Genomic DNA, 12,048 nt, shown 5'->3' on the forward strand with positions numbered 1-12,048 from the left:
TTACTCACGCATTCGCGCGTATTTGTTGTGATGTATGTTGCTGGATCTCGACACAAGCGACATCCATAAGTTTGCGTAACTGTGATGACAGTAAATCTACCGGGCGCTGGCTGGCAACGGTCAATTCGATATTTATGTTTTCCGCATTGACCATCGGGGTCATGTTCATCGCGCACACCTGGAAACCACGGTGGCGGACAACGCGTAATACGCGTTCTAACATTTCAGGGCGGAAACGGGCCTGGATTGAGACGTTATGCTGCATCATGACATTTTCTCCAACATGGTTTCGTTGCCTGCGCCCGGTGGAACCAGCGGCCAGACATTCTCATTTTCGTCGATGGAAACCTGAAGCAAATACGGGCCTTCGCTATTGAAGAACGCGTCCAGAGCGGCATCGACTTGGTCTTTACGGTGGATACGCTGGCCGGGGATGTTGAATGCGCTGGCCAGCGTTACAAAATCGGGATTATCAGAAAGGTTGGTTTCACTGAAGCGTCCGTCGAAGAACAGTTCCTGCCACTGTCGGACCATCCCTAAACGCTGGTTATCCAGCAGCAGGATTTTGACGGGCAACTGTTTTCGTTTGATGGTGCCCAGCTCCTGAACGTTCATCATGAACGAGCCGTCGCCGGAAACGCAGATCACCATGTCGTCCGGACGGGCAACCTGTGCGCCGACGGCCGCCGGAACGCCAAAGCCCATCGTGCCCAGACCGCTGGAGGTGATGAAGTTTTCCGGGCGGCTGAACTGCATGTGCTGCGCGGTCCACATCTGATGCTGACCGACGTCGGTAGTCACGACGGTATTTTCAGATTTACGATCAGAGATTTGTTTCAGTAACAGCGGCGCATAAATCGCTTCGCCCGGATGGTCGTAGCGCCATTCCCCCTGCGCTTTCAGCGTCATCACTTCGTCACGCCATGCGCTGATATTCAGCGGCTGGCCGTTCTTAGACGATGAGTAAAGCGCAGGTAACAGAGCATTCAGATCGCCCTGCAACGCTACGTGCGCCTGACGCAGTTTGTTCAGTTCGGCCGGGTCGATATCCATATGGATAATGGCCGCATTTGGCGCAAAGGTATTCAGCTTGCCGGTCACCCGGTCATCAAAACGCGCACCAACGGCAATCAGTAAATCGCAGGACTGAACCGCCAGATTAGCGGCTTTGGTGCCGTGCATACCCAGCATTCCCAGATAGCACGGGTCAGTGGCATCCGGTGCGCCCAGCCCTTTCAGCGTCGCTACGGCCGGGATACCGGTTGTTGAGATGAATTCGCGTAAGGCCGGAACTGCCTGCGCCATCCCCACGCCGCCGCCGACGTAGACCATCGGTTTTTGCGCCGCAGCGATCATCGCGCTGGCCTGTTGCAGTTCAGCCACCGGATGCGGGAAGGTTTCTTCCACCGCCAGCAAGTGTGGCGGCAATTCTCCGGTCGCCAGCTGGATGTCTTTCGGGATGTCGATCAGAACCGGCCCCGGACGCCCTGAAGTGGCGATGGCAAAAGCTTCCGCCATGATTTCCGGCAATGCGTCCAGCGATTCAACCAGGAAGCTGTGTTTGGTGCAGGCCAGAGACAAGCCTAAAACGTCGATCTCCTGGAAAGCATCGGTACCAATGAATGCGGAGCCAACCTGACCGGTGATAGCCACCAGCGGAACAGAATCTAACAGCGCGTCGGCCAGACCGGTGATGAGGTTGGTCGCGCCAGGACCGGAAGTGGCGATACAGACGCCAACTTTTCCGGTTGAACGGGCATAGCCGATGGCAGCCATTGCGGCGCCCTGCTCGTGCCGGCACAACAGGTGTTCCACGCCGCCGTCATACAATGCATCGTATACCGGCATGATTGCCCCGCCAGGATATCCAAATACTGTATTTACACCCTGCGCACGCAACGCTTGTACTACCCACTGTGCTCCGTTCATCCTTATTCTCCTGCCTTTTTGCGACAAGTGCAGAATATTATGCTGTTGCTCATTTTCCGACCCCGCTTCACTGTTCTCTGAAATTCCTGACCCAAAAAAAAACCCCGGACCTTTCGGTGCGGGGTTTCTTTTCAGGTTCAGGCTTGTTTAATAAGCCTTTCTTCGTCCAAGTGCAGCCCCGCACGGTGGGATAATAATCACCACCACGCTAATCACGACTAGGCTAACTACGAGGAGAAGGGCTTTCATTTTTAGGTTTCTATAATTCATATTGCGAACGATTGCCTACAGAGTTATCACAGTCAGCTATTTAATGACAACATTTTTCTTGCGTTATTATTTGCAGTCCGTTGCACAATTCGCAGGAAATCGTCTGATAAATCAAACCTTAGCGCGATCGCTGACCTTCTGATTATTTATTGCTCCGGCAATGGCTTTTCCGCGGGTATCCCGGCCAAAGGCCACCAGAACCGAAATCAGAATGGCGACAGTACCGGCTACTATCGCCATCGCCAGTCCGTAATTGTGTCCATGGCTTTCGGCAATGTAGGCCTGAAGCGTCGCATTCACTGAAGCAATCAGGTTGCCGAGCTGGTAAACAAATCCCGGCAGAACCGCGCGGGTGTTGGCGGGCACCAGTTCTGTCAGATAAGTCGGCACCACGCCCCATGCGCCCTGCACCATAAACTGCATCAGAAACGCCCCGAGTCCCAGCATCCACGAACCGCCGGAAAATGCCCATAGAGGAATGACCGGGAGTGAAAGCAGTGCGGCAATAATAATCGCCTTCTTGCGACCAATCTTTTCAGAAAGCGAACCAAAGAAGATCCCGCCGATAATTGACGCGATATTGTAGCTTATGGCGATTAAACTGACGGTATGTGCATCGAAACCGTGCTGAACTTTCAGGAAGGTCGGATAGAGATCTTGCGTACCGTGACTGAAGAAATTAAAGCCCGCCATCAGCACCACCAGATAGACACACAGCTTCCAGTTTTTCTTCAGCACCGGCATCAGAGCCGTGCTTTCATTGCGTTCCCGCGCTGCCAGCCAGACCGGTGACTCCTGCACTTTGAACCAGATAAATGGCAGCAGGAAAATCGGCACCGCACCAATCACAAACATTCCGCGCCAGCCCACCACATCAAACAATAAGCCGTACACCACGGCGGCCAGCAAATAACCAAAGGGATAACCCGCCTGGAAAATCCCCGACATCATGCCGCGTGAGCGGTCAGGAATGGTTTCCATCGCCAGCGAAGAGGCCACGCCCCAGACACCGCCCATCGCAATGCCGTAAATGACGCGAAGGATCAGGAATACGGTCAGCGAAGGCGCCGCTGCGGTACACAACTCGAAGAATGAAAACAGCGCGATGTTGACCATCAGAACCGGCTTGCGCCCGTATTTCTCCGCAGCACGCCCGAACAGCAGCGCACCGATTGGCCGCACGGCCAGTGTCAGCAGGATAGCCAGCGTGACCTGTTTGATATCAACCTGAAACGCCGTGGCAATATCACTGAGCAGGAAGACCAGAACGAAGAAGTCAAAAGCATCGAGAGTCCAGCTCAGAAAACTGGCGATGGCAACGTTACGCTGCCGAGAAGTCCAACCAAACATGGGTGTATCCCTATTCCGGAATAGCTGTAGGTTATGCGCTCACCGGGACGTTCCGGAAAACCCTCAGTAAGGCCGCGAGATGTTAATCAATGATTCGCATTTGTTTATTTATTGTTAAATGCAATTAAATTAAACACCTCAGCCTGTATAACCAGCAACTTAATTAGCGGGCTAATTTGTTTCCGAACACATCAAACTGTTAATGAGTATTGCTGCGGTTGCGATACGCTTCGCATCTGTCTGTGTTAACCCACTGACTTACAGAATATTTATCCGCGATGTTACGCATCGTGCAAATCTTCTCCCCGCAAGTGTTTCAGGCTCAGGCATGCTGCCCCCAGGAAATCTCACAGCAAAGGAAAAAGCATGTCATTAGCCGTGGTGTATACCCGCGCCTCACTGGGTGTTCAGGCGCCCGGCGTCTCGGTCGAGGTACATATCAGCAACGGTTTACCGGCTCTGACGCTGGTCGGTTTACCGGAAACCACCGTCAAAGAGGCCAGAGACAGGGTTCGCAGCGCCATCATCAACTGCGGATTCACCTTTCCGGCAAAACGCATCACCGTGAATCTTGCGCCAGCCGATTTGCCGAAAGAAGGTGGCCGGTATGATTTATCCATTGCGCTGGCGATTCTGGTGGCCTCAGAGCAGCTTCAGGGGGATAAGCTTGAGGAGTACGAGTTTGTGGGCGAACTCGGGCTTTCTGGTGCGCTACGCAGCGTAAATGGTGCGATACCGGCAGCACTTGAGGCGCAGAAAGCAGGCCGGATATTGATCCTGCCGCAAAGTAATCAAACGGAAATGACGCTGCTCGATCCCGGTGTCGCGCGGGTGGCCGGGCACTTATTGCAGGTCTGTGCGTTTTTGCAGGGCGAAGATAATTTGCCGGCCATCGAATTTCCCGTTCACCCGGCCATTCCGGCACATCAGCCGGACATTTCAGACATCATCGGGCAGGAACAATCCAAGCGCGCACTGGAGGTCGCGGCGGCAGGCGGCCATAATTTATTGCTGATAGGACCGCCGGGCACCGGAAAAACCATGCTGGCGAGCCGGTTGCCGGGATTGTTGCCACCGCTGACCAATGAGGAAAAGTTAGAAACCGCAGCTATCGCCAGTCTGGTGTATAACCCGGAAGAAGACGGCGGTTTTTCACGCGTACGGCCATTTCGGGCACCGCATCACAGCACGTCGATGAGTGCGCTGGTCGGGGGTGGCTCGCTGCCCAGACCAGGAGAAATATCGCTGGCCCATAATGGTGTGCTGTTTCTCGATGAACTGCCTGAATTTCAGCGGCAGGTTCTGGATGCTTTGCGCCAGCCGATGGAATCCGGCGAAATCACCATTTCCCGCGCACGGGCGAAAGTCCGATATCCGGCAAGAGCGCAGTTGATTGCAGCGATGAATCCCAGCCCGACCGGACATTATCAGGGCATCCACAACCGCACGCCGCCACAGCAGGTTTTACGCTATCTGAGCCGGCTTTCGGGGCCTTTCCTCGACCGGTTCGATCTGTCGATTGAAGTCCCGCTCCTGCCGCCCGGTATTTTGAGTCAGCAAAACCATACGCCTGTTCTGAGGGAAAACAGCGCACAAGTGCGGGAACGGGTACTGAACGCCAGAGAAATACAGTTAAACCGCGCGGGGAAAATCAATGCGCATCTGAGCAGCAGCGAAGTGGAAACGTATTGTGTGTTAGCCAAAGCAGACGCAGAGTTCCTGGAAGAGGTACTGCATAAGCTGGGTTTATCGGTAAGAGCCTGGCATCGCATTCTGAAAGTCGCGAGAACATTGGCTGATTTGGGTAGTGTTGGGGAGATTGAACGACGGCATATTGCTGAGGCGCTAAGCTATCGCAGCATGGATAGGCTATTGTTAACTCTGCATAAGAGTCTGGCATAAAAAAACGGGGCATCGCCCCGTTTCATTAGTCATCGCTTTCCGTGTAGTCTTCTACAGCGTCAGCCTGCGGTTTACCGCCAGACAACGTGTGGAATTTCTTCGGACGACGGGTGCGGACAATGTATTTGTTCCACACTTTTTCTGCATCTGTCACAGGTTCACGCGTACCGCGGCAAACCTCCAGGAACAGTTTTTCTTCGTCGTTAGCAGGCTCACGTTTTCCCAGATCCAGCTCGTTAAAGGCAAAGCCGTAACGTTCTAGCATTTGCGCTTCTTTAATGGTGAAATCGCCATGCCGGGAGAACCCGCGAGGGTAATGTTTATTATCAAAAAAACGATTTGTCGTGGTGAAGCTTTCCGCCATCTGACACGCTCCTAATTCTCTCATGGTCGTGCTGTTATGGCGCGGAGTATTAGTTAGGCTTGACATTGTGTAAAACAAAACATTTAAATCTTAACGACAAAAAATATTGGAGATAGTTTTGGACACGGAATTACTGAAAACCTTTTTGGAGGTCAGTAGAACTCGCCACTTTGGTCGGGCGGCGGAATCCCTATATCTGACGCAATCTGCCGTCAGTTTTCGTATCCGACAACTGGAAACCCAACTTGGCGCCAATTTGTTCACACGGCATCGCAACAACATCCGGTTAACGCCCGCAGGAGAACGCCTGCTGCCTTATGCTGAGAATCTGATGTCGACCTGGCAGATGGCGAAAAAAGAGGTGGTACGTTCGTTACAGCACACTGAATTGTCGATTGGGGCAACGGCCTCGCTTTGGGAAGCCTATCTGACCCCGTGGCTGCAATCGCTTTACACGCAGCGCGGCGCACTGAGACTTGAGGCACGCATCGCCCTTCGCCAGTCTCTGGTCAAACAATTGCATGAAAGACAACTGGATTTACTGATCACCACTGAACCGCCGAAGATGGATGAGCTTTCAAGCCAGCTGTTAGGTAATTTCTCGTTACGACTTTTCTCATCACAGAAAACGGTCAGGGAAGAACATCCACCGTATGTGAAACTGGAATGGGGTGCGGACTTTCCTCAGCAGGAAAAGCTGCAAAACAGCGATCAGGAACCGGTGCTGACCACAACCTCTGCGCATCTGACGCGCCAGTTGCTGGAAAATACCGGCGGTTGCGCTTTCCTGCCCGCGCATTGGGCGAAGGAATATCCGCAACTGTCGGTGCATGAAGAGATCCCGCCGGTGATCCGCCCGCTGTACGCCGTCTGGCTGCAAACCAGCGATCAGCAGGTTCTGATCCGTCAGTTACTCAAAACGCCGCTGATCACTAATCTCTGAACCGTCCGGCCTCAGGACGGTTCAGGCCGCGGATGGCGCGCTCTTCTGGCTGTCCAGAAGGTACCCATACCTTTTTGCAATCCGATGAAGATGAACAGCAACACACCCATCACGATTTTGGTCCACCACGAGCTGAGCGTGCCATCGAAAGTGATGTAGGTTTGTATCAGCCCCTGAATGAGCACGCCAAACAAGCTGCCCAACACTGTGCCTACGCCGCCGCTCAGCAACGTACCGCCAATGACGACAGAAGCGATAGCATCGAGCTCTACGCCGCTGGCAGCGAGTGCATACCCTGCAGATGTGTACAGCGAGAAAATGATGCCGGATAACACGGCCAGCGAACTTGAGAGCATATAGATATAAATCGTGGTACGGCGAACCGGCACACCCATCAGCGCAGCCGAAACGTTACTTCCGCCGACGGCATAGACGTTGTTACCAAATCGCGTGCGATGCGCCAGAATAATCCCGCCCAGCACCACCAGCAACATGACCAGAGCCAGCAAAGTGAAACGGCCGCCTCCGGGCATTTTCCAGGCATAATTGGCGAGGAAATCATAAACCGGATGGTTAATCGGCAACGATTCTTCCGAGACGATAAAACTCATTCCGCGCACAAAAAACATGCCCGCCAGCGTGATGATGAAAGCCGGCAGTTTTAGCGTATCAATAATCCAGCCCATCAGCGCCCCGAACAGCGCGCCCATCAAAAGCACAATGACAAACGCGTAACCGGGCGCAACACCGTAAGTGCCTATCAGTTTCGCCAGCAATACGCCCGTGAAAGCGATAACAGAGCCCACGGAAAGGTCGATACCGCCGGAGAGAATAACGAACGTCATACCGACCGCGACAATGCCCAGGAAGGCGTTGTCCGTCAGTAAATCAAAGAAGACACGCGTGGAAGCAAAGCCCGGAAACTGCGTGAAGCAATAAGCGTATCCGGCCAGGAACACCAAGATAGTAATCAGCAGGGGCAGATTTCTTTTAAGCATTATCCCTTCCTCCGGAACAGATTACTGAGCGAGACGCGGGGTGACTGAACCACCAGTACGGCGAGAACCACCAGGGCTTTCAGTACCAGATTGAATTCGGGTTTAAAGCCGGAGAGCAGAATGCCGGTATTCATTCCCTGAATAATCAGCGCACCGACTACCGAAAGAAGCAGGTTAAAACGGCCGCCCAGCAACGAGCCGCCACCGATGACGACGGCAAGAATAGCGTCAAGCTCCAGCCATAAACCGGCGTTATTAGCATCTGCACCGCGGATATCCGCGGTCACAATCACGCCTGCAACAGCCGCGCAAATCCCGCAGATGACGTAAGTAGAAATCAGCACCAGACGGGCGTTTACGCCAGCGTTATAAGCAGAACGGATGTTGATGCCGACGGATTCGATAAACAATCCGAGCGCCGTTTTTCGCGTCAGCGCCCAGACCAGCACCAGCATGACGACGGCGATAATCACCGGCATCGGCAGATAAAACAGAGAACCACTGCCAAACTGCGATAAACCGTTATGTTCAAACGTGACAATCTGTCCTTCCGTTATTAACTGTGCGATCCCCCTTCCGGCGACCATCAGCATCAGCGTGGCAACGATCGGTTGTATTTGCAGGACTGCGACCAGAAATCCATTCCACAAGCCACATATCGCACCAACACCAACTGATGCCAGCAATACCATCGCCAGCGGATAGCCCTGTACGGTCATGGTCGCCGCCGTCGCACCCGCTATCGCCATCACGGCTCCGACGGAAAGGTCGATCCCGCCGGTCGCGATAACCAGCGTCATCCCAAGAGCCAGCAGTGCTACAGGCGCGCCGCGGTTGAATATGTCTACCAGGCTGCCAAACAGCCGGCCGTCCTGAATATGAATAGAGAAAAATCCGGGGGCGACCAGGCTGTCGATGATTAATATGGCGACGAAAGCGCCGATTTGCGTGGCACCCTTAGGAAATACAAATCTTACTTTGCGCGGTCTTCCCGTCATTGGCAGACTCCTGTTGCTCATTGATATCTCCTCATTGCGCCGCAATGGCTTTCATAATGGCTGGTACGGAGATTTCAGCCTGCTCTATTTCTGTCACATGACGACGGTCGCGTAACACCACGATGCGGTCGGCATAGCCCGACAGCTCTTCCAGTTCAGATGAAATGACCAGTAAGGCCAGCCCTTCATCGCAAAGTTTCTCAATCAGACGGATGATTTCTGCATGAGCCCCCACATCAATGCCACGTGTGGGTTCGTCGAGAATGAGGAAACGGGGATTGGTCGCAAGCCAGCGGGAAAGAAGCACTTTTTGCTGATTACCGCCGGAGAGATACTGAATTTCCTGCTCCGTACCCGGTGTGCGGATACCGAGCAGCTTGATGAATTTTTCGGCTATCTGGTGCTGTTCTTTCATGGGAAGAGGTCGCAACCAGCCGCGCTGAGCCTGTAAGGCAAGGATGATATTTTCACGCACTGTGGCGGCACCGATAATCCCATCCGTTTTGCGATCTTCCGGGCAATAACCAAACCCAAGCTTCGCGGCCTTGCGGGGGGTGCTGATGGTTTCGGGTTTGCCATCAACCTGCGCGCTGCCGCTGTCATGTCCCTTGATACCGAAGATCAACTGCGCCGTTTCTGTTCGCCCTGATCCCAGCAAACCTGCCAGCCCTACGATTTCGCCACGCCGTACTTTCAGGTTGAAATTTTCAATGACCCCACGACGGCCATAATCTTTGAAATCGACCAAAGGCTCGCCCGTCACATTGCGATGCTCGGTACGTTTTAGCAGGCTTTCATCAAAGCTGTGTCCCAGCATCATTGGCACCAGATCGATACGTGGCAGATCAACAGTACGTTCAGATCCCACTCGTTTACCGTTACGTAAAACCGTTATCCGGTCGCTGATCCGATAAACCTGGTCGAGGAAATGCGTCACGAAGATCATCCCCACGCCTTTGTCACGCAGCTGAACAAGAATATCGAGCAACATGCTGACTTCTTTGGCGTCCAGACTGGCTGTTGGCTCATCGAGTATTAAGACTTGCGCTGAAAGATCGACAGCGCGGGCAATGGCCACGATTTGCTGGATAGCAATGGAATAAGTGGAAAGAGGCTGGCTGACATCCAGATGCAGACCATAACCTTCCAGAAGGGATTCGGCCTGTTGTTCCATCTTGCGCTGATTGACCAGCCCGAAGCGGGTCGGTTCGCGCCCGATGAAGAGATTAGCGGCGACAGAGATATTCGGCAGAAGGTTAACTTCCTGATATACCGTGCCGATCCCAAGCGACTGAGCATCAGCAGTATTGACCGGTTCAATCGATTTTCCGTTGAGAAAAACTTGTCCGGAAGAGCGCTTATAAACACCGGTAAGCGCTTTAATCATCGTGGACTTGCCCGCACCGTTTTCACCTAACAGTGCCACTATTTCGCCACGTTCGAGCGTGAAGTCGACATTTTCCAGCGCTTTAACGCCGGGAAATTCTACGGATAAACCGCGGACCTCAAGCAGTGTTTCTGAACCAGGATTATCCGTCACGTCACTACTCCTGCTGCATTCGCCAGGGGGCGAAAAGGGAATAATTTTTACCGGCCTGCCGCTGAGGCAAGCCGGTAAACCGGCTTAATAACCCATGTCTTTTTTCATGTCGTATTCTTTCTGAGCCATATCCGGCAGGATAAGCGCAGACTGAGTCTGAATGAATTTCTTAGGCTGAGTGCCATCCTTTTTCATTGCAATCAGAGCATCAAATGCAGGGCCCGCCATATTAGGCGTCAGCTCAACAGAAGCATTCGCTTCACCGGCCAGCATCGCTTTGTAGATGTCAGGAACGCCATCGATTGAAACAATTTTAATCTGCGAACCCGGCTTAAGGCCGGCTTCTTTAATGGCCTGAATCGCACCGATTGCCATGTCATCGTTATGGGCGTAAACAGCACAAATGTTCTTACCGTTTTGCTCAGCCTTGATGAAGCTTTCCATGACTTCTTTACCTTTACTACGGGTGAAGTCACCAGATTGTGAACGGATAATTTTGACGTTTGGCGCAGCTTTCAGCGCATCGGCAAAGCCTTGTTTACGGTTTAAGGCGACGCTTGCGCCCACGGTGCCTTGTAATTCAACAACATTACACGGCTTACCGGCGACATCTTTGACCAACCAGTCTCCGGCCACTTTGCCTTCATATACGCTGTCCGAAGCCACTGCGGCGGTGTAGAGAGAAGGATCACTGACTTCGATAGTACGGTCTAACAGGAATACCGGGATCTTGGCTTCTTTAGCTTCCGTCAGAACCGGAGCCCACCCTGTGGCCACGACCGGCGCGATGAAGATGGCATCCACACCCTGAGCGATAAAGGAGCGTATGGCTTTGATTTGGTTTTCTTGTTTCTGCTGAGCATCAGCAATTTTGAGTGTGATACCGCGTTTTTCGGCCTCGGACTTAGCCACTTTTGTTTCCGCAGAACGCCACCCAGACTCAGAGCCAATCTGCGAAAAACCAACAACCAGCGGAGCTGCATGAGCCGCGCCACAAAGTGCTGTTGCCACTGCTGCTGCCACAATTAAGCGTTTGTACATGTTTCTTTCCTCGCGTGTAGTCTGAGCTACTTTTTGTTATGACTCGTAGGGTACGGCCAGGACGTTCACCCGACCTCAGTGTTCATTCCTCTCGACACGACGTCAGGAAAAAGAATGAAAACAGTATTGTCAGGGGCGGTTTGTCGTCACAGGACGATGATTAGGTTTAGTACACTGGGAAAAAGGGAGCATGAGCGGGGTCACATACGGGGAGAACAATCAATTAGTGCATGTATTCAGCCAAAACATGACAAAAAACAACCAGGGAAATGGAGCGCATTGAGCCGAAATGGTGCAAAAACCGGCAAGACATGGGTTTTATTGAGGGGTTAATGAGCGCGATAAGAAAGGAGGACAAATTACAGACGAAAAAAAACCCCTCGCTTTCGCGAAGGGTTTCAATATGGCAGGGGCGGAGAGACTCGAACTCGCGACACCCGGTTTTGGAGACCGGTGCTCTACCAACTGAGCTACGCCCCTAAATTACGCTTAACATTATGCCTGCTAAAATTAGCAGGCATAATCAAATAAGTGGCGGAACGGACGGGGCTCGAACCCGCGACCCCCTGCGTGACAGGCAGGTATTCTAACCAACTGAACTACCGCTCCACCGGTTCTTTCACACGCATCAGCAATCGGCTGATACCTGCTTGTTCCTGTTATTTTCCTTGTCACGGGAAAAGGAACACGTTCTTTACTAATTTGATGCCTGG

The 12,048-nt window shown here is 52.9% G+C and carries 11 protein-coding genes and 2 tRNA genes; 2 read left to right on the top strand and 11 right to left on the bottom strand.

The features are described 5' to 3' along the window. Positions 1-4: 4 nt before the first annotated feature. The 4 genes from ilvM to ACM615_RS21475 form a co-directional block, all read right to left on the bottom strand. Positions 5-268, bottom strand: a complete 264-nt coding sequence (gene ilvM, locus ACM615_RS21460; protein ID WP_013577547.1) for an acetolactate synthase 2 small subunit — start codon at positions 266-268, stop codon at positions 5-7. Beyond that, on the bottom strand, positions 265-1,929 hold the full coding sequence (gene ilvG / locus ACM615_RS21465) for an acetolactate synthase 2 catalytic subunit (RefSeq protein ID WP_431012497.1): 1,665 nt from the start codon (positions 1,927-1,929) through the stop codon (positions 265-267). Before ilvG ends, ilvM begins: the two co-directional genes overlap by 4 nt. Before the next feature lie 147 nt (positions 1,930-2,076). After that, positions 2,077-2,178, bottom strand: coding sequence for an ilv operon leader peptide (ilvL, locus tag ACM615_RS21470; protein ID WP_015699153.1), 102 nt, complete (start codon positions 2,176-2,178; stop codon positions 2,077-2,079). Positions 2,179-2,310: 132 nt separating this feature from the next. After that, the gene (locus ACM615_RS21475; RefSeq protein WP_129637832.1) at positions 2,311-3,549 is read right to left on the bottom strand and encodes an MFS transporter; all 1,239 of its coding nucleotides are present in this window, start codon (positions 3,547-3,549) and stop codon (positions 2,311-2,313) included. A gap of 366 nt (positions 3,550-3,915) precedes the next feature. On the opposite strand from ACM615_RS21475, the gene ACM615_RS21480 reads away from it, so the two are divergent. After that, entirely contained in the window at positions 3,916-5,451 is a 1,536-nt protein-coding gene (locus tag ACM615_RS21480; protein WP_431012498.1) for a YifB family Mg chelatase-like AAA ATPase, read from the top strand. 25 nt (positions 5,452-5,476) lie between these two features. Here ACM615_RS21480 and ACM615_RS21485 read toward each other — a convergent pair whose 3' ends face one another. Beyond that, the gene (locus ACM615_RS21485) at positions 5,477-5,815 is read right to left on the bottom strand and encodes a DUF413 domain-containing protein (protein ID WP_112290286.1); all 339 of its coding nucleotides are present in this window, start codon (positions 5,813-5,815) and stop codon (positions 5,477-5,479) included. 118 nt (positions 5,816-5,933) lie between these two features. On the opposite strand from ACM615_RS21485, the gene hdfR reads away from it, so the two are divergent. Next, a complete protein-coding gene (hdfR, locus tag ACM615_RS21490) occupies positions 5,934-6,758 on the top strand; it encodes an HTH-type transcriptional regulator HdfR (protein ID WP_112290284.1) in 825 nt (274 codons plus the stop codon). 11 nt (positions 6,759-6,769) lie between these two features. Here hdfR and yjfF read toward each other — a convergent pair whose 3' ends face one another. From yjfF to ACM615_RS21520, 6 genes are all read right to left on the bottom strand, one after another. Beyond that, a complete protein-coding gene (gene yjfF, locus ACM615_RS21495) occupies positions 6,770-7,756 on the bottom strand; it encodes a galactofuranose ABC transporter, permease protein YjfF (RefSeq protein ID WP_113878114.1) in 987 nt (328 codons plus the stop codon). Beyond that, positions 7,756-8,775: a galactofuranose ABC transporter, ATP-binding protein YtfT gene (gene ytfT, locus ACM615_RS21500; protein WP_112290281.1), complete on the bottom strand. Its 1,020-nt coding sequence runs from the start codon at positions 8,773-8,775 to the stop codon at positions 7,756-7,758. Before ytfT ends, yjfF begins: the two co-directional genes overlap by 1 nt. A gap of 10 nt (positions 8,776-8,785) precedes the next feature. Continuing rightward, positions 8,786-10,267 carry a galactofuranose ABC transporter, ATP-binding protein YtfR gene (gene ytfR / locus ACM615_RS21505; protein ID WP_207914785.1) on the bottom strand — a complete coding sequence of 494 codons (1,482 nt, stop codon included), beginning with the start codon at positions 10,265-10,267 and terminating at the stop codon, positions 8,786-8,788. Positions 10,268-10,378: 111 nt separating this feature from the next. Beyond that, complete coding sequence (gene ytfQ, locus ACM615_RS21510) at positions 10,379-11,335, bottom strand: galactofuranose ABC transporter, galactofuranose-binding protein YtfQ (RefSeq protein ID WP_112290278.1); 957 nt, start codon at positions 11,333-11,335, stop codon at positions 10,379-10,381. Positions 11,336-11,739: 404 nt separating this feature from the next. Further along, positions 11,740-11,815 (bottom strand) — tRNA-Trp (locus ACM615_RS21515). 52 nt (positions 11,816-11,867) lie between these two features. Further along, positions 11,868-11,944: transfer RNA gene (locus tag ACM615_RS21520), tRNA-Asp, on the bottom strand. Between the last annotated feature and the right edge of the window lie 104 nt (positions 11,945-12,048).

This window comes from Rahnella sp. PAMC25617 (assembly GCF_050606005.1).
Classification (GTDB): domain Bacteria; phylum Pseudomonadota; class Gammaproteobacteria; order Enterobacterales; family Enterobacteriaceae; genus Rahnella; species Rahnella variigena.

Bases quoted from the DNA above. Each gene is read 5' to 3' on its own strand.
- ACM615_RS21475 (WP_129637832.1), bottom strand. From the start codon at position 3,549: ATGTTTGGTTGGACTTCTCGGCAGCGTAACGTTGCCATCGCCAGTTTT.
- ilvM (WP_013577547.1), bottom strand. From the start codon at position 268: ATGATGCAGCATAACGTCTCAATCCAGGCCCGTTTCCGCCCTGAAATG.
- ilvL (WP_015699153.1), bottom strand. From the start codon at position 2,178: ATGAAAGCCCTTCTCCTCGTAGTTAGCCTAGTCGTGATTAGCGTGGTG.
- ACM615_RS21480 (WP_431012498.1), top strand. From the start codon at position 3,916: ATGTCATTAGCCGTGGTGTATACCCGCGCCTCACTGGGTGTTCAGGCG.
- ACM615_RS21485 (WP_112290286.1), bottom strand. From the start codon at position 5,815: ATGGCGGAAAGCTTCACCACGACAAATCGTTTTTTTGATAATAAACAT.
- ytfQ (WP_112290278.1), bottom strand. From the start codon at position 11,335: ATGTACAAACGCTTAATTGTGGCAGCAGCAGTGGCAACAGCACTTTGT.
- yjfF (WP_113878114.1), bottom strand. From the start codon at position 7,756: ATGCTTAAAAGAAATCTGCCCCTGCTGATTACTATCTTGGTGTTCCTG.
- ilvG (WP_431012497.1), bottom strand. From the start codon at position 1,929: ATGAACGGAGCACAGTGGGTAGTACAAGCGTTGCGTGCGCAGGGTGTA.
- ytfT (WP_112290281.1), bottom strand. From the start codon at position 8,775: ATGAGCAACAGGAGTCTGCCAATGACGGGAAGACCGCGCAAAGTAAGA.